Here is a 17,440-nt window from a genome sequence, read left to right on the forward strand (position 1 = left end):
TAAACAGTGCATTATACCCATTTAATCAATTGCTTTCAGCAATTGAATTGGCGCTAAAATCACGCAGTCTCACACCCATTAGCATCAATAAAGCAAAATACGCCAACACGGCCAGCACACACAACGCTGATAACCGCCATATTTGTGCATTGAAGCTCAATTTAAGCCATTGGGCTAAATTTGGGGTTTGCCAATACAGTAACGCTGCCATAATGCCGCTGGCGCACAGCAGTTTTGCTAAAAATAGCAATGTTGCTTTAGATAATTGGTACACACCAGCCACTTTTAAACCGCGATATAATAACAACGCATTTAAACTTGCAGACAATGCAGTGGCTAAGGCCAAACCAACATAGCTTAGAAATGGCGCAAGCATTAGGTTCATTACCATATTGGCTAACATGGCAATAATACCAATACGTACTGGCGTTTTTATATCTTGCCGCGCATAAAAACCGGGTGCTAACACTTTAATTAGCATGTAACTAAGCAAGCCGGTACTGTAAGCAACTAAGCTATACGACACCATCATTACGTCATGTTGCGTAAACTCGCCACGCATAAACAACAAGGCAATAATCGGTTTGGCTAAAATCATTAACCCTGCCATTGCCGGAATGCCAAACAGCGAGACAAAACGCAGCGACCAATCTAGCGTCTGACTAAAGCGCAGTGCGTTATCACTAGCATGGTGCCGAGATAAGTTAGGTAATATTACCGTTGCAATAGCAATACCAAACAAACCTAGCGGAAACTCAATTAGACGATCTGAGTAGTACAACCAACTAACCGCACCGGTCAGTAAGAAAGAAGCGATTACCGTATCCAATAACAAATTAATTTGGCTAACCGACACGCCAAATAACGCAGGCAGCATTAATTTGCGAATTTTCACCACATTTTCGTCGCGCCAGCCCCAACGTGGCATTTGCAACAAACCAGCTTTGGCTAAAAAAGGTAGCTGAAACAGTAACTGTACGACACCGCCAATAAATACCCCCCAAGCTAACGCTAAGGCCGGCTCATCTAAAAGCGGTGCCATATAAACTGCACAAGCAATCATCACGATATTTAAAAATACTGGGGTAAATGCGGCAACGGCAAAGCGATTATAAATATTAAGCACTGCGCCAGACAGCGCAACGAGGCTAATAAACCATAAATAAGGAAAAGTGATTTTCAGCATTACGCTAGCAAGCTCAAACTTATGGGCGTCTGGGCCATCGTTTAACCATTCAACAAACCAGCCCATACCAAACAACATTGCTACTAATGGCGATGCGATAACACCAAACAATGTCACTAAGGTAACAACCACACCCAAGCTACCGGTTACTTTTGCCACTAATAAACGCACCGCATCATCGCCGTGCTTTGCTTTAACTTCCGCTAATACAGGAACAAACGCTTGAGAAAATGCACCTTCAGCAAATAGGCGGCGTAAAAAATTGGGGATACGATTAGCAAAAAAGAATACATCCGCGGCTGCGCCTGCACCAATAAAGTTGGCCACCACCACATCACGAACTAAGCCTAATACACGCGAAATCAATGTCATAAAGCTGACAATAAGACCTGATTTTAATAGCTTTGCCGACACTTTTACGTCCTTATTTTAACCCGCGACTATTCTGCACGTTTATTGCCGTGAATTACCAGTAAAAATCACGATTAAAATCGGTGTTTTTTCTGTGAAAGCATTTGACAACGGCACATTAAATAGGCATATTATGCGGCCTTTAATAGGTCCAGTTTAGTTTTTTAGGAGTGTCACCTTGGCTAACATTAAGTCTGCTAAGAAGCGCGCAATTCAATCAGAAAAACGTCGTCAGCAAAACGCCAGTCTACGTTCAATGATGCGTACTTTCATTAAGAAAACCAACGCAGCGGTATTAACTGCTGACGTAACTGCTTCAACTGAAGCGTTTAAGAAAATGGTGCCTGTTCTGGATCGTATGGCCGCAAAGGGCTTGATCCACAAGAACAAAGCAGCACGTCATAAGTCACGTTTAAATGCACATGTTAAAGCATTAAGCGCCGCTTAAGACACAGTTTCAACAAAAAAGCCGGTTAATACCGGCTTTTTTGTTGCTGTTATTCTAGGTTGGAGCTATTTCATATCCTCTGCACAATAGAGTTTATGCAGTAAGCCAATTAACGCCTCGGCTTCGTTACTATTAATACTGTAGTACACTGTTTGTGCAGCTTTACGTGTTTTTACTAATTTATGCTTACGCAGTAATGCTAAATGTTGCGACAACGCTGACTGACTAAGCTCTAGTTTTTCGTTCATCTCACCTACTGATAATTCTTTTTCCAATAAATGACAAAGAATCAGTAAGCGTCGCTCATTAGACACGGCTTTTAGTAACTTTACCGCTTTTGCGGAATTTTTTAGCATATTTTGTAAATTCATTACACCTAGCCCTGTCAATTGGAAGGTTTAATATTACCGAGTTACAGCATTAGTCACAACATTTTGCGATCAGCTATGCCTATATTCATTCGTTTAGGCAATAAAATCACTCCGTCCGAAAAATACACATTTCTACCGACCTACGCTGTAACGTCTAACTAAAAAAGTGCTAAAGTCGTAAACACTAATAACATCAGGATAATATCAATAATGAAATGGTGGCTAACTACAATAGGTGCAGCGCTAAGTTTAAATATCGCCGCAAAAGATTTTACGCTAGATGACACGCTCGCGTTTCAAATCACAGAATCGTTAACGGTAGAAGTCGGCCCACGCCTTGCTGGCAGTGAAGCCGATGCCCGCGCTGTCGTTTGGGCAGAGCAAAAATTTAAACAACTGGGATTTGATAAAGTTTGGTCCGAGCCTTTTACTATGCAGTATTGGCAGCGTGGCCAAGCTAGCCTTAACGTTGGCGAGCCTTTTCGTCAGAATTTAGTTGTTACCGCTTTAGGTGGTTCTATCGCGACGCCTTTTGACGGTATTAACGCGCAAGTGGTTATGTTCGATAGTTTAGATCAGCTAAAACAAGCCAGCCCTGGCGAAGTAAAAGACAAAATTGTGTTTATTAATAAAAGTATGGGCAAAGATAAACTGGGCAGTTTTTACGGTGACGTAGTGGGTGCGCGTAGCCAAGGTGCTGTTGAAGCAGCTAAGTTAGGTGCAAAAGCCATTATTATTCGCTCAGTGGGCACCAGCATTAACCGTTTTGCTCATACCGGCATTATGCGTTACAGCGATGATGTAGCTCGTATTCCTGCTGCGGCTATTTCCGTGCCAGATGCTATGCAACTATCTCGTATGCTGAGCCATCAACCTGAGCTTAGCTTACAATTACAAATGCAAAATAAACTACCTGGTGACGTTACTAGCCACAACGTAATAGCGGAAATTACTGGTAGCAAGTACCCGAATGAAATTGTGCTAATTAGTGCTCACTTAGATTCTTGGGATGAAGGTACAGGCGCATTAGACGATGGCGCTGGTGTAGGCCTTGTAATGGCAACTGCAGCATTATTAAAGCAGCAAGGCCGCCCAGAACGCACGGTACGTGTCGTGTTGTTTGGCAATGAAGAAGGTGGCTTGGTCGGTGCACGTGCTTATGCGGCAAAACATACTGCTAATTTAAAAAATCATGTATTTGCTTCTGAATCAGACTTCGGTGCTGGCCGTATTTGGCGGTTAGACACAGGTTTCGGTGAAAAATCACAATCGTTTGCCAAAACTCTACAACAAAAGCTAGCGAGCTTCGGTATCGAAATGGGCACTAATACCGCATCAGGAGGCCCAGATGTATCTATACTGCGTGCTCAAGGTGTGCCTGTAGTTAGCTTGCAGCAAGATGGTACAGACTATTTTGATTATCACCACACGCCTAATGACACCCTAGACAAAGTTGACCCTGAGTCGCTAAAGCAAAACTTAAAAGTGTGGTTATTAACTACTGCAACTATTGCCAATAGCCGCGTTGATTTAAGAAAATAAGTTAGCCTCGAGTTCGTGAACGCAGCGGGTTGAACTTCTTTACTGGTTCAGGCCGCTGATGTTTACGATAGCTGGTGCGCAATATCCATAAATGGATGCCTATTACCAGCATAACCGTAGCAAATGGATATAAATACATATTGCTACTAACAACAAATAACACTAAAGCAAATGTAAAATAGCTAAAGGGCAACAACTCATACAACCAAAATGGCATAATGCCACCGTATTTTTCTCTGGCTTTTTTGATATCAGAACGTCGGTTATCAGATCGTAAAACCCAGATCACGGCACCGGCAAAGCTGATTAATACACCAGCAACCAACGCCAACCAAGATTTAACACCAAGCATCATACTAATTCCGGCTGCAACATAAACATAGGGCAGCACTTCATATAATTTCGCTGGTAGCATAATCACTCTCCCTGTTTAGCTGCAATTAAGTGTAGAACAGCTTTTTGCTACTGCAAACTCACCTTTCTAACTGCATTAATATAACTAATCTGAAAGATGTAAAATTCCTCAGTTGAGTAACCCTCTACGCCGCCGCATAATATGCACAAAATTTGGTCAGCAGTGTCTTAAGGAGAGCGCAATGGAACATATTTTGTTCGATATTATCAGCTGGGTTGGCTTAACAATCTGTATTGGCGCTTTCTTTGTTAAGGACGTATTCTGGTTGCGCCTTACTACACTAATTGGCTGTAGCCTGCTGTTTGTTTACTATAGCCATATTGATATTCCGCAAGGCGTCATCTCAAACTTATTAGTATTATTAATTAATGCATACTATTTACTACGCTTTGCCAAAGCACGTAGAGCAGAAAAGATAGCCAAGGATTTAACAATTCCAGCTAGCGCACTAACCGTTCAAGCGAAGTAACAACGCACAGGCACTTTTTCCAATAGCTTAGGCGGGGTATAATTAACTGCCTGGTGAGACAAGAGTGCCTAGTATGCAAAACGATGATTTAGACTTGTTTCTGTTAGAGATGTCGGGGGTTAAACCGTTATCTCAAGATGAAGTAATGTTAGAGCCGGGAGAGTTTAACCCAACATTGGCTCAGCAAGCACGGCGCAAAGCCGCAGAGCTAGAAATGGAATATGATGCTAATTACCTTAGCATGGAATATGTCGATCTTGTAAAGCCAGACGAGCCTTTCACTTATAAAAAAGACGGTGTGCAAGATGGTGTCTATCGTAATTTACGCTTAGGTAAGTATGAATTAGATGCCACGTTAAATCTTTTAGGTAAAAGCCTAACCGAAGCTCGCCGAGAACTGTTCTTCTTTATTGAAGACTGCCACAAACGCGGCATCCGTACGTTGCTTATTCAGCATGGTATGGGGCGAAACAGCAAACCTCATCCGGCCATTTTACGTAGTTATGTATTTAAATGGTTGCCTCAAATACCTATAGTACTAGCATGCAATACTGCACAACGACAGCATGGTGGCTATTCTGCAAGTTATGTTTTATTGCAAAAAAATGCCGAGCAAAAGCGAGAAAATCGCGAGTTACATAGCAAGCGCTAGATAGAACAATCCCCAGCAAGCTGGGGATTGTTGTTAGTCATTCCATTTGACTAGATTCGATTCCTGCTACCCGCACAACAGACAGATAGCTTCGGCTTTAGTTAAAAATGCCGATAACGCCATTAAACAAACAATAATAGCGACTGCGGTAAAGCCAAAACTACGATTGGACGCTTTACTCATAATTAGCCTCAATGACTCTTTTTATTATTTTGTGTAGCAAATTGGTTTAAATTTACTTAAACCGATAACTAGTGTAGTTAAGTTGTAACAAACTTACAATAACTGTGTATTTACCCAGCATTTTCAAGATGATAAGCGAGCGTAGAATAAACAAAGTTCTCGGTTAACAAACGACTATCATTTAGCTCTGGTAAAGCTTCTACGCTATGTTCAGTGTGCATTAGCGTAAAGCCAGCTTGTTGGTAGTTTTTCAACGCTGCCGGATGATCAGTCGAACAAGTATGTAGCCAAATTTTGGCCGCCTGCCACTGCGATGCTAGCATAATTGCTGCCTGAGCTAAGGATAAGCCTAACCCTCGCCCCACAAATGGTGGTAATAGACCAAAAAACTTAATTTCTACACTCTGATCAGAATGTTTCAACAATTCAATATAACCCGCTGGCGTACCCTGTACCCATAGTAACCAAGTGCGCACTTGTTGCTGTGTAAGATATTCTAACCACTGCTGATAACTCCAACTTAAACGACTAAACCAGCGCCATGGCCCTCCTACTGTTCTAAACATAAATTGACTAAGTTCTGGGCTGGCTATTTCTGCCTCAACTAACTGCACACCACTAGGCCAACTAACCTGTGTTGGCGCGCTGCCCTCAAACTGTAAAAACCAAGTGGTAACTGCGGTTTGTTTGATCATACTCATTAGTTAGTATCCACGCTCAACATTAACCAAATTCAACATGGGCTCACCACGCTGGCTGCGCTGATAGTTATTGGCAATTTGTTCAATCACAGCAGTAACACTCGTTACCGCAGATACATGTGGCGTAATTAAAATTGCCGGATGCTGCCAAAATGGATGAGTTTCAGGTAAGGGCTCTTGACGAAAGACATCCAAACAAGCCGCCTGCAATTTACCGCTATCTAATGCTTGCAATAATGCCCTGTCATCAACCAGAGCACCGCGGGCAACGTTAATAAAAATAGCACCGGCTTTTAGTTGATTAAAAAAGGCATCAGTTAACAAGTTTTCTGTAGCGGGTGTTAGCGGCAGTAAACAAATAACAATATCGGCATTAGCCGCCGCCGCCGACAAGCCCGCCGCACCATAATAGCTGTCTATGTTATTTAATTGCTTTGCTGTTCTGGCCCAGCCACTAACACGGTAACCTAGCATGGAAAAATGCTGTGCCGCTGCAGCACCCAACTCGCCTAAGCCAAGCACGCAAATATTGCTGAGCCGACGTGGGCCTTTCGGTTGCCATAATGTTTGTTGCTGCTGTTGCTTAAATTGATCTAACCGCAACCGATAATGGCTTACAACACCATCTAAATAACGCACCATGGTTTGACTCAGGCTGTTATCAACGATACGAGCAATTGGCACGGCAGGCAAACTTGTATCAGCTAAAATTGCATCAACGCCGGCACCAAAGCACTGAATCGCTTTTAAACTCCTTAAATTAGCTAAGCTATCTTTGGGTTGCTTCCACACCACCGCAAATTCAACCTTGTCGGGTTCAGTTATTGCTGGCCAAATTTCTATGTCGGTGCCAGGCAACGCCAGTGACAAACGCTGATGTAAATCATCAAGTTTGCGATCGGGAATAATAAGGGCAATAGTCATCTATTTTTCTGGCTCCAACAATTTGTTATGCTGCTGATATAGCGGGCTTTTATGCTAACGTTTTAAAGGTAACATTGTTTAGTGCTATTTTCAGATAAATGCTTAGTACTTTTTTATAAATTTAGCTATGTAAAGGTTTAGTAAAGTTCAGTTTCAATTCAGCCCCAGAGACCTATAAGCTATACAGTGAACAAAAAGCCGTCAGTGCTACACTTAACTAACGGTAAACTGAGGATAGCAAGATGAAAAATCTGATGCTGCAATTAAGTCGACTACTTACCGCTTCTATACTGGTAATGAGTACCGCAACAATGGCTTGGGCTGATGATGATATTTTATCACAAGCCGAGCTAGACCAAATGCTAGCGCCGGTGGCGTTATACCCAGATACTGTATTAACCCATGTACTAATTGCTGCTACTTACCCGTTAGAAGTGGTACAAGCATCGCGTTGGGCTAAAGCAAACTCTAACTTAACTGGCGACGATGCGGTTAACGCCGTTGAAAGCAAAAGCTGGGATCCGAGCGTTAAGGCCTTAGTTGCATTTCCACAGCTATTAGAGCGACTCAGTAGCGATCTAGACTGGACTGAGCAGCTTGGCGAAGCGTTTTTAGCTGACGAAACGCAAGTATTGGCTAGTATTCAAACCTTGCGACAAAAAGCCTATGCTAACGGCTCGTTAAACGATAACAAGCATGTGGTGGTAGAACGCGAACGTGAAGTCATCATCATAGAGCCTGCACGTAAAGAAGTCATTTATGTGCCGGTGTACGATACGCGCGTTGTATACGGTGATTGGTGGTGGCCGTCTTATCCTCCAGTATATTGGCAGACCGCCGGGGTGCAATTTGGCAGAAGCCCATTTTATTGGGGCGTTAGCGTTAACGTACGCCCATGGTTCTATTTTGGTATTTTTGATTGGCGCCAGCATCATGTCGTCGTAAACCATCATTATTACCATACTCCGCCGCGTTATTACCCGCGTCGCCATACCCACTTTGTTAATGCACATCGCTGGACACACAACACTGAGCATCGTCGTGGGGTGCAATACCGACATGCACGCTTAAATCGCGATTACAATTCAGGTTATGGCTATAGTCAGCCAACACGCGAAACAAAAGGTATACCGGCGCGTCGCACCCGAGTTGACAGTAATGTTACCGTTCGTGAAAACAAACAGCAGTACCAGCGCCGCACGGCCGAGCAAGTTAGATTGCCAAACCGTGAATTGCGTGCCAACGATAATACCCCACGCCAACGTAATGAAGCATTGCGCCAACAATTAAACACACCACAGCGCGAGCGTCAGGCTATAACCGAGCAGCGGCGCGCGCCAATAAACAGCACTGAGCAATTACGCCAACGTGAACAGGCAAGGCCATTGCCACGTATAGAACCCAACCAGGTAAAACCAGAACAACGCCAGCAATCACAACATGTTCAGGTACAGCAGCGCCAAGCACAACCAGCGCAAAACGTTCAAGTGCAACAACGGCAACCACGAGCTGAGCGTCAACCTCAGGTGTCAGCGCCTCGTGAACAGCGTGCCGCAACAACTACACGCAATAACATGGCGCAAAACCAAGAACGGCGTGCAAGACAGATTGATTAGTAATATCTTTCTCGCTACTTACTAGACTAAAGGCGACTGCTTAGCAGTTGCCTTTTGCTTTAAACTGGGTTCAGATATAAAGTTCTGAGTTAGTGGGAGCACAACATTGGCAAGTATTCCAGCAACACTAAACTGGCAGCAGTTGTTAAAATCGGGCGACCGTATTTTTATTGGCTCACATGCCGCAGCACCCGCCCAGCTAATTGATAACCTTATAGCCAATGCTAAACAACTGCATGATATCGAAATTGTTCAGGTATCTACGCTAGCCGACAATAAGTGGGCCGAACCACAGCATCAGCAATTGTTTAAAGTTAACGCACTGTTTATCGGTGGTGACAAGGTACGCCAAGCGGTAGCCGAAGGCCGCGCCGATTATACCCCGTGTTTTATGTCAGACATTCCGTCATTATTTAGCGATGGCATTCTACCGCTCGACGCTGCATTAATTATGGTCAGCTTAGCCGACGAACACGGCTATCACTCGTTGGGTGTGTCGGTTGATATTGTATCTGCCGCCGCAAAATCAGCAAAAAAGGTCATTGCGCAGGTTAATCCTGCTATGCCTGTTACCTATGGCCAAGCCTTTATTCATCGCGATCAGATAGATGCGTTTTTTTATGCTGAAGAACCTTTGCCTGAACTGCCAGCACCCGAACTGGATGCCATTACCGAACGTATTGGCCAGTATGTGTCACTGCTTATTGATGATGGCGCGACGATTCAAATTGGCGCTGGCAAAATCTGTGCTGCGGCGCTGCGCTATCTAGGTAATCACAAAGATTTAGGCGTACACAGCGAGCTTGTCACCGATGGCGTGATGGAGCTAATTAAAAAAGGCGTGATTAATAATCGACGTAAAACCTTTCATCAGGGTAAAACTGTTACTAGTTTTTGTGTTGGTAGCAAAGCACTATACGATTTTGTTGATGCTAATCCACATATGGGCTTCTACCCTAGCGAATACGTTAACTCACCCACCAATATCGCCCGTAACGACAATATGATCGCCATCAACAGTGCGATAGAGGTCGATTTAACCGGGCAAATTGTCTCTGATTCAATTGGGCATTTGTTTTATAGCGGTATTGGTGGTCAAGTTGATTTTAGCCGCGGCGCTTCAATGAGCAACGGCGGCAAACCCATTATCGCCCTGCCCTCAACGGCTAAAAATGGCACCGTGTCACGTATAGTGCCGCGTATTTCCGACGGTGCGGGCGTAGTCACATCACGTGGCCATGTGCATTATGTCGTTACAGAATTTGGCGTCGCCTCGTTACGAGGCAAGAGCATTCGTGAGCGTTCGCTAGAGCTTATTCGGGTGGCACACCCCAAGTTTCGCCAACAACTATTAGAAGAAGTACGTAAAAACTATTGGGTGCCGCATTATCAACTGCATACACCAATGGAAGTGCCCGAGCTGGGCAGTGTTGGTTTTAAAGAACTGCATATTGATGGTGAAGCCTTTGACCTGCGCCCGTTAAACCCTTCTGACGAGCGGCGCTTACAAGAATTTTTTTACTCTCATACCAAAGAAACACTGCAAATGCGTTATAGCGCAGTGCCGACCCAAATGAGTCGTGAAAAATCCTGTACCTTAGTCGGCGTTGATCAATCTCGTGATCTGGCGCTGTGTATTGTGAAACAAAAAGGCTCAGTGGTGCAAATACAGGCTGTTGGCCGCTATTATTTACTCAATGACAATTTAAGTTGCGAAGTTGCTTTTGTTACCCGAGAAAAGCATCAGGGTAAAGGCATGGCCAAGCGCTTGCTACAAGAAATGATTACTATTGCCCAGCTACGCGGTTTAACCAGCATGACCGCCTATGTGCGTGCAGAAAATAAAGCCATGATCACGATCTTTCAAAAAGCAGGTTTTAGCCGATTACCTGGTGATGACCCAAGCGAAGTTTATATGCAGCTGCGCTTACCGCGCGCTGACATTAATGAGCAGCGTAGCTAATGGCCATTACACTATTTAGCCACCCAAGCTGCTACCTGCATTTAGCGGGTGATGACCACCCCGAGCAACCTGCCCGCTTAAACGCAATAAACGATCAACTTATTCGCTCAGGTATGGAGTTTGTGGTGCAGCAGCGTGATGCCACGCCAGCACAGCGCGAAGATTTATACGGCGTGCACGCTAAACTTTATATTGACGAAATTTATGCGAAAGCACCCAGCGAAGGCCATATTTGGCTAGATCCTGATACGCAAATGATGAAACACAGTTTAAACGCCGCGTTGCATGCCGCTGGCGCAGCAATAAACGCAGTTGACTTAGTAATGAGCGGCGATAACCAGCAAGCGTTTTGTAATGTGCGCCCACCTGGCCATCACGCTACCCATGATCAAGCCATGGGCTTTTGTTTATTTAATAATATTGCCATTGCAGCCGCCTATGCGTTAAAGCATTACTCGTTAACTCGAGTTGCTATAATCGATTTTGATGTGCATCACGGCAATGGCACTGAAGATATTTTTGCCGGCGATGAACGCGTATTATTTTGCTCATCGTTTCAGCATCCGCTATACCCATTTAGTGGTGAACTAAGTGCCGAGCCCAATATCATCAACATTCCGCTAGCCGGCGGTTGTAAACCGCAACAATGGCGTGAGCAAATTGCACAACATTGGCTGCCTAAGCTCGACCAGTTTGCACCGCAGTTAGTTTTTATTTCAGCCGGTTTTGACGGCCATCGTGAAGATGATATGTCTGAATTTATGCTGACAGAAGACGATTACGGCTGGATCACTCAGCAGCTAAAGCTAATAGCCGATAAACATTGTCACGGTCGTATAGTGTCAACCTTAGAGGGCGGCTACGCCTTAAGTGCGCTGGGCCGAAGTGTGGTGGCTCATTTAAAAGCGATGTTATAAATTTCATATCAGGCTATTACTGATAAAAAACCCTGCCGTAGCAGGGTTTTTCGTTATTGGTTTAGCCTAGCCAAACACGGGCGTTGCGGAACATGCGCATCCATGGGCTATCTTCTTGCCAGCCATCTGGCTGCCACGAGTTAGCTACTGCACGGAATACCCGTTCAGGGTGTGGCATCATAATAGTTACGCGACCATCAGTTGTAGTAAGCGCGGTAATACCCGCCGCTGAACCGTTCGGGTTCTGCGGATATTGCTCGGTAACTTTACCGTAATGATCAACAAAACGCATTGCTACTGTGCCGCTGTGGTTGGCCTTAGCAAAAGCTTCATTATTAGCAAACTCAGCATGACCTTCACCGTGCGATACGGCAATTGGCATACGTGAGCCGGCCATGCCAGCGAATAACACTGATGGGCTTTGCTGAATTTCAACTAAACTAAAGCGTGCTTCAAAACGCTCTGACTTATTAGTAACAAAACGTGGCCACAACTCAGCACCTGGGATCAGGCTCTTTAAGTTTGACATCATCTGGCAACCGTTACACACCCCTAACGAAAAGGTGCTATCACGTAAAAAGAAGTCAGCAAACTGTTGGCGCGCCATATCATTAAACAATATCGACTTAGCCCAACCTTCACCGGCACCTAATACGTCACCGTATGAGAAGCCACCACAAGCGACCAAACCATTAAAATCGGCTAATTTAACGCGGCCAGATAAAATATCGCTCATATGTACGTCAACCGCACTAAAGCCGGCGCGGTTAAATGCCGCCGCCATTTCAACGTGCGAATTAACGCCCTGCTCACGTAACACGGCTATTTGCGGCTGCGCGCCTTTAAGAATAAACGGTGCTGCAACATCTTGGTTTAAATCAAAGCTTAGTTTTACGTTTAAGCCTGGATCAGCAATGTCAGCTTTAGCGGCAAACTCTTGTTTAGCACCTTCGGGGTTATCACGCAGTGCTTGCATTTGGTACGTGGTTTCTGCCCAAATACAGCGCAAACGCGTGCGGCTATCTTGCAACACTGACGTGCCGCCACGGCTAAACACTAAATCATCACTGGTATTTACACTGCCAATAACATGGCTGCTATTAGCTAAGTTATGCTGGGAAAATACTTGCTTAACGTAATCCAGCTCGCTGTTGCTAACTTGAATAACGGCGCCCACTTCTTCACTAAACAACACCGCCATGTCGTCAGCACCTAAGGCGCTAATATCAACATTAAAGCCGGCTTTACCGGCAAAGGCCATTTCAGCTAAGGTAACAAATAAACCACCGTCTGAACGGTCATGGTAGGCCAGTAGTTTTTGCTCACGCGTTAACTGTTGCACCGCATTAAAGAAGTTAATTAATAACTCTGGGCTGTCTAAATCAACCGGTGTTTGGCCCAATTGTTTATAAACTTGCGCTAAACACGATGCGCCTAACCGATTCTGCCCTTGACCTAAGTCAATTAACAGTAAGCTGGTATCGCCTTTGTCAGTGCGCAGCTGCGGTGTAACCGTATTGCGAATATCTTCAATGCGAGCAAAGGCGGTAATGACTAACGACAGCGGTGAGGTAACGGTTTTGTCTTCACCATCTTGCTGCCATTGCGTTTTCATTGACATAGAGTCTTTACCTACTGGAATAGTGACTTCCAGTGCTGGGCATAACTCTTCGCCAATGGCCTTTACTGCAGCGTACAAGCCCGCGTCTTCGCCTGGGTGCCCTGCTGCCGCCATCCAGTTTGCTGATAGCTTAACTCGCTTTAAACTACCGATATCAGTAGCCGCAATGTTGGTAATTGCTTCAGCTACGGCAAGACGCGCCGATGCAGCAAAATCAAGCAGAGCCACAGGCGTACGTTCGCCCATAGCCATAGCTTCACCATGGTAGGTGTCGTAGCTAGCTGCGGTAACACCACAGTTAGCTACGGGTATTTGCCATGGGCCAACCATTTGATCACGGGCAACTAAACCCGTAACACTGCGATCGCCAATAGTAACTAAGAAGGTTTTTTCAGCAATAGTGGGTAAACGCAACAAGCGCTCTACCGCATCTTTTATGGTTACACCGCTTAAATCTAACGCTTTACCTGCGGCTTGCTTACTTTGCACGTCGCGATGCATTTTTGGCGCTTTGCCTAATAATACGTTTAGCGGTAAATCAATTGGCGTAGTACCAAAGTGCGTGTCGGTTAGGGTTAAATGCCGCTCGGCGGTGGCTTCGCCAACTACGGCAAAAGGTGCGCGCTCGCGCTGGCATATTTTTTCAAATACCGACATTTTATCTGCTGGTATTGCCATAACGTAGCGCTCTTGCGACTCGTTACACCAAATTTGCAGTGGCGACATTCCAGGCTCGTCGTTAGGCACGTTACGCAGTTCAAACTTACCGCCCACGCCACCATCGTTTACTAGCTCTGGAAACGCATTTGATAAACCACCGGCACCCACGTCATGTAAAAACACGATAGGGTTATCAGCACCTAACTGCCAGCAACGGTCGATAACTTCTTGGCAGCGTCGTTCAATTTCTGGGTTTTCACGCTGCACTGAGGCAAAGTCTAAATCTTCTGCCGACTGCCCGGACGCCATAGACGAAGCCGCACTACCACCTAAGCCAATGTTCATCGCCGGGCCGCCTAGTACAACTAGTTTACAGCCAACGGTTAGCTCACCTTTTTGCACGTGTTCAGCGCGAATATTACCCAAGCCACCCGCTAACATAATAGGTTTATGGTAACCGCGAACTTCCTCACCATTATGGCTGGGTACTTTTTCTTCGTATGTACGGAAATAACCATTAATGGCCGGACGACCAAATTCGTTATTAAATGCCGCGCCACCCAATGGGCCATCAAGCATAATATCCAGCGCCGATACGATACGGTTTGGCTTGCCGAAATCGGTTTCCCATGGCTGTTCAAAGCTAGGAATACGCAAGTTAGAAACGGAAAAGCCAACTAAGCCTGCTTTGGGTTTTGAACCAATACCGGTCGCGCCTTCATCTCGAATTTCGCCACCAGCACCCGTAGCCGCACCTGGGTAAGGTGAAATAGCTGTTGGGTGGTTATGGGTTTCAACTTTCATTAACACATGAATATCTTCATGATGATACTGATAAGTATTATTGCCAGGCTGGGCAAAGAAACGCCCTGCTACTGAGCCTTCCATTACCGCTGCATTATCTTTATATGCTGACAATACGTAGTCAGGTGTTTGCTCAAAGGTGTTTTTAATCATTTTAAACAGCGATTTAGGCTGTTCTACACCGTCAATGGTCCAATCGGCGTTGAAAATTTTGTGACGACAGTGCTCTGAGTTTGCTTGGGCAAACATATACAGCTCAACGTCATTCGGGTTACGCCCCAAAGCAGTGAAATTCTGATATAGATAATCAATTTCATCATCTGCTAAGGCAAGACCCATTTCAGTGTTGGCGGTTTCTAACGCTGCACGGCCACCTTGCGTAATATCAACCGAGCTTAAGGCTGCTGGTTCGGCCTTGCTAAACAAAGCTTTAGCTTGCACCATATCGGTAAACACTGCTTCCATCATACGGTCGTGCAACAACGCAGCAACTTGCTGCAACTGCGGTGCACTAAGTGCGGCATCGCTTTGAATATAGTATGCTATACCCCGCTCTAAGCGAGACACCTGCGTCAGGCCACAGTTATGGGCAATATCTGATGCTTTAGATGACCAAGGCGAAATAGTGCCTGGTCGTGGTGTTACGAGCAGCAGCTGGCCATGGGGTTCATGGCTGGCAATAGCGGGACCGTAAGTCAGTAATTTATCCAGCGTTTGTTGCTGGGCGTCAGTCAATGCGCTGCTTACATCAGCAAAATGCATAAACTCAGCATAAATATTACTGATAGCTAAGTCACTTTGGACACATTGGTCGAGTAACTTCTGAATTCTGAAATCGGACAGTGCTGGCGCACCACGCAGGATCAACATAGGCTTTTTTTCCCGTGGGTTGAACGACGATGGAACCTAAAACAGGCGCGCCATTATAAAGAAATTTCTACCGAAGTGGTATGAGTAAACGCTGACGTTACAACAGAAGTTTGCTATAACAGCTCGGACAACGTAGTAAAGAGTGTAACTGCATGCGCAAAAGTGGCTTCTTAATACTGATATTAATCTGGCTTACTGGCTGTAGCCCCGAACCGCAGCAAAGCCAACTTTTTAATATATATCAAAAGAATAGCTTAAAAGTTGGTGTGCTACATGGCCCGACTAGCTACTATGTTGGCGTGGATGGACCAACCGGATTTGAGCTAGAACTTAGTCAAGCGCTAGCTGACAAACTCGGTGTCAAATTAGAAATATTTCCCAGTTATTATTTAGAAGAATTACTACAAAAGCTGGATAGCGGCCAAGTTGACTTTATTGCCGGCGGGCTCACCCTGACCGAAATGCGCAAAGACAAGTATCGGGCTTCGCCCGCCTATCGCTGGGTTAACGAAGTATTAGTGTTTAAACAAGGCAATGCCTGGCCACGTTCATTAGATGATTTAACTGATGCTATCGTGGTAGTAAAAGACAGTAGTCATGTTGAAACCTTGCAGCAACTTAGCTTAGACCATCCCGCGCTTAACTGGCAGCAGCATCCAGAATTAGATGCAGAAGAAATATTACAACAGGTTGTCGACGGTAAAATAGCTTATACCGTAACTGATTCAAACCAACTGGCATTGAACCGGCGATTTTATCCAAACTTAAGCATTGCCTTTACCGTACGCGATAATTTACCGGTTAGCTGGCTACTTGCTAATAACGATGATGACTCGTTATACGCGGTACTTATCGAGTTCTTTGGCGCTATGTATCAAGGCGGTGAACTCATCGCCTTAGAAGACCGTTATTTTGGCCATGTGCAGCTATTCGATTATGTTGACACTCTCGCGTTTATTGATGCCATAGAGCAAACCTTACCACCATTAAAGCCCTGGTTTTTACAATACGCGGGGGAACTAGATTGGCGTTTACTGGCGGCGTTAAGCTATCAAGAATCACATTGGAACCCCCAAGCCAGAAGCCCAACCGGCGTACGTGGTTTAATGATGCTAACCTTACCCACAGCGCAACAAATGGGCGTTACTAGCCGCTTAGACGCACAACAAAATATTCGCGGTGGTAGCCGCTACTTGCATCGCCTTTTTAGCCGGATACCAGAACGCATTGCGATGCCCGATCGTTTATGGTTTGCTTTAGCTTCCTATAACATTGGCTGGGGTCACGTTGAAGATGCACGCAAATTAACGCAGCGCGAAAAAGCCGATCCAGATAAATGGTTAGACGTAAAACAACGCTTACCATTACTACGACAAAAAAGTGTGTATCAAACCACTAAATATGGCTATGCGCGCGGCGATGAAGCGGTAAACTATGTTGATAATATTCGGCGTTACTATGACACCCTGCTGTGGGTTGATGAACGCCAACAAGCAGAACAGCGTTTAGAACTGCAAAAACAAAGATTAAGCGAACAAAGTAGTGAACAAGTATTGCCAGAACCCAGTGAGCTCAACAACAAGGTGCCCTATTGAATCTTGCGACAAAAGCACCCATAGTACTGATCGAAACGCATTAATGAGGTCGGTATGTTACAACGAAAAAAACCAAAAATTAAAACCAAACG

The 17,440-nt window shown here is 45.0% G+C and carries 14 protein-coding genes; 8 read left to right on the forward strand and 6 right to left on the reverse strand.

Annotated elements, in window-relative coordinates:
* Positions 1-25 precede the first annotated feature (25 nt).
* Positions 26-1,600 carry a murein biosynthesis integral membrane protein MurJ gene (gene murJ / locus E0Z06_RS12110; protein ID WP_132585035.1) on the reverse strand — a complete coding sequence of 525 codons (1,575 nt, stop codon included), beginning with the start codon at positions 1,598-1,600 and terminating at the stop codon, positions 26-28.
* Between the two features lie 175 nt (positions 1,601-1,775).
* On the opposite strand from murJ, the gene rpsT reads away from it, so the two are divergent.
* Positions 1,776-2,045, forward strand: a complete 270-nt coding sequence (gene rpsT, locus E0Z06_RS12115; protein WP_132585037.1) for a 30S ribosomal protein S20 — start codon at positions 1,776-1,778, stop codon at positions 2,043-2,045.
* Positions 2,046-2,110: 65 nt separating this feature from the next.
* On the opposite strand, the gene E0Z06_RS12120 is transcribed toward rpsT, so the two are convergent.
* Entirely contained in the window at positions 2,111-2,416 is a 306-nt protein-coding gene (locus tag E0Z06_RS12120) for a metalloregulator ArsR/SmtB family transcription factor (RefSeq protein WP_132585039.1), read from the reverse strand.
* A gap of 210 nt (positions 2,417-2,626) precedes the next feature.
* Between E0Z06_RS12120 and E0Z06_RS12125 the strand changes: the two genes are divergently transcribed.
* On the forward strand, positions 2,627-3,958 hold the full coding sequence (locus tag E0Z06_RS12125) for a M20/M25/M40 family metallo-hydrolase (protein WP_132585041.1): 1,332 nt from the start codon (positions 2,627-2,629) through the stop codon (positions 3,956-3,958).
* A gap of 1 nt (position 3,959) precedes the next feature.
* Here E0Z06_RS12125 and E0Z06_RS12130 read toward each other — a convergent pair whose 3' ends face one another.
* Positions 3,960-4,373, reverse strand: coding sequence for a hypothetical protein (locus E0Z06_RS12130; RefSeq protein WP_132585043.1), 414 nt, complete (start codon positions 4,371-4,373; stop codon positions 3,960-3,962).
* Between the two features lie 181 nt (positions 4,374-4,554).
* Between E0Z06_RS12130 and E0Z06_RS12135 the strand changes: the two genes are divergently transcribed.
* Both E0Z06_RS12135 and smrA read left to right on the forward strand, forming a co-directional pair.
* A complete protein-coding gene (locus E0Z06_RS12135) occupies positions 4,555-4,842 on the forward strand; it encodes a hypothetical protein (RefSeq protein ID WP_132585045.1) in 288 nt (95 codons plus the stop codon).
* A gap of 73 nt (positions 4,843-4,915) precedes the next feature.
* Entirely contained in the window at positions 4,916-5,494 is a 579-nt protein-coding gene (smrA, locus tag E0Z06_RS12140) for a DNA endonuclease SmrA (RefSeq protein ID WP_132585056.1), read from the forward strand.
* Between the two features lie 293 nt (positions 5,495-5,787).
* On the opposite strand, the gene E0Z06_RS12145 is transcribed toward smrA, so the two are convergent.
* Positions 5,788-6,378 (reverse strand): GNAT family N-acetyltransferase, encoded by a 591-nt coding sequence (locus tag E0Z06_RS12145; protein ID WP_132585058.1) that lies wholly within the window; start codon positions 6,376-6,378, stop codon positions 5,788-5,790.
* A gap of 3 nt (positions 6,379-6,381) precedes the next feature.
* Positions 6,382-7,302: a glyoxylate/hydroxypyruvate reductase A gene (locus E0Z06_RS12150; protein WP_132585060.1), complete on the reverse strand. Its 921-nt coding sequence runs from the start codon at positions 7,300-7,302 to the stop codon at positions 6,382-6,384.
* Positions 7,303-7,544: 242 nt separating this feature from the next.
* Between E0Z06_RS12150 and E0Z06_RS12155 the strand changes: the two genes are divergently transcribed.
* The 3 genes from E0Z06_RS12155 to E0Z06_RS12165 all read left to right on the forward strand — a co-directional run bounded on the left by E0Z06_RS12155 (position 7,545) and on the right by E0Z06_RS12165 (position 11,798).
* Entirely contained in the window at positions 7,545-8,918 is a 1,374-nt protein-coding gene (locus tag E0Z06_RS12155) for a DUF3300 domain-containing protein (protein WP_132585062.1), read from the forward strand.
* A 106-nt stretch (positions 8,919-9,024) separates the two neighbouring features.
* On the forward strand, positions 9,025-10,881 hold the full coding sequence (locus E0Z06_RS12160) for a bifunctional acetyl-CoA hydrolase/transferase family protein/GNAT family N-acetyltransferase (protein ID WP_132585064.1): 1,857 nt from the start codon (positions 9,025-9,027) through the stop codon (positions 10,879-10,881).
* Positions 10,881-11,798 (forward strand): histone deacetylase family protein, encoded by a 918-nt coding sequence (locus E0Z06_RS12165; RefSeq protein WP_132585066.1) that lies wholly within the window; start codon positions 10,881-10,883, stop codon positions 11,796-11,798. Before E0Z06_RS12160 ends, E0Z06_RS12165 begins: the two co-directional genes overlap by 1 nt.
* A 61-nt stretch (positions 11,799-11,859) precedes the next feature.
* Here E0Z06_RS12165 and purL read toward each other — a convergent pair whose 3' ends face one another.
* Positions 11,860-15,753 (reverse strand): phosphoribosylformylglycinamidine synthase, encoded by a 3,894-nt coding sequence (gene purL / locus E0Z06_RS12170; RefSeq protein ID WP_132585068.1) that lies wholly within the window; start codon positions 15,751-15,753, stop codon positions 11,860-11,862.
* 152 nt (positions 15,754-15,905) lie between these two features.
* Between purL and mltF the strand changes: the two genes are divergently transcribed.
* Positions 15,906-17,348 carry a membrane-bound lytic murein transglycosylase MltF gene (mltF, locus tag E0Z06_RS12175; protein WP_132585070.1) on the forward strand — a complete coding sequence of 481 codons (1,443 nt, stop codon included), beginning with the start codon at positions 15,906-15,908 and terminating at the stop codon, positions 17,346-17,348.
* Positions 17,349-17,440 lie beyond the last annotated feature (92 nt).

The organism is Rheinheimera sp. D18 (assembly GCF_004345025.1).
GTDB lineage: Bacteria > Pseudomonadota > Gammaproteobacteria > Enterobacterales > Alteromonadaceae > Alishewanella > Alishewanella metallidurans.

Excerpts from the sequence above, each read along its gene's own strand:
- E0Z06_RS12120 (WP_132585039.1), bottom strand. The coding sequence starts at position 2,416 with ATGAATTTACAAAATATGCTAAAAAATTCCGCAAAAGCGGTAAAGTTA.
- E0Z06_RS12125 (WP_132585041.1), top strand. The coding sequence starts at position 2,627 with ATGAAATGGTGGCTAACTACAATAGGTGCAGCGCTAAGTTTAAATATC.
- E0Z06_RS12130 (WP_132585043.1), bottom strand. The coding sequence starts at position 4,373 with ATGCTACCAGCGAAATTATATGAAGTGCTGCCCTATGTTTATGTTGCA.
- E0Z06_RS12135 (WP_132585045.1), top strand. The coding sequence starts at position 4,555 with ATGGAACATATTTTGTTCGATATTATCAGCTGGGTTGGCTTAACAATC.
- smrA (WP_132585056.1), top strand. The coding sequence starts at position 4,916 with ATGCAAAACGATGATTTAGACTTGTTTCTGTTAGAGATGTCGGGGGTT.
- E0Z06_RS12145 (WP_132585058.1), bottom strand. The coding sequence starts at position 6,378 with ATGAGTATGATCAAACAAACCGCAGTTACCACTTGGTTTTTACAGTTT.
- E0Z06_RS12150 (WP_132585060.1), bottom strand. The coding sequence starts at position 7,302 with ATGACTATTGCCCTTATTATTCCCGATCGCAAACTTGATGATTTACAT.
- E0Z06_RS12155 (WP_132585062.1), top strand. The coding sequence starts at position 7,545 with ATGAAAAATCTGATGCTGCAATTAAGTCGACTACTTACCGCTTCTATA.
- E0Z06_RS12165 (WP_132585066.1), top strand. The coding sequence starts at position 10,881 with ATGGCCATTACACTATTTAGCCACCCAAGCTGCTACCTGCATTTAGCG.
- purL (WP_132585068.1), bottom strand. The coding sequence starts at position 15,753 with ATGTTGATCCTGCGTGGTGCGCCAGCACTGTCCGATTTCAGAATTCAG.
- mltF (WP_132585070.1), top strand. The coding sequence starts at position 15,906 with ATGCGCAAAAGTGGCTTCTTAATACTGATATTAATCTGGCTTACTGGC.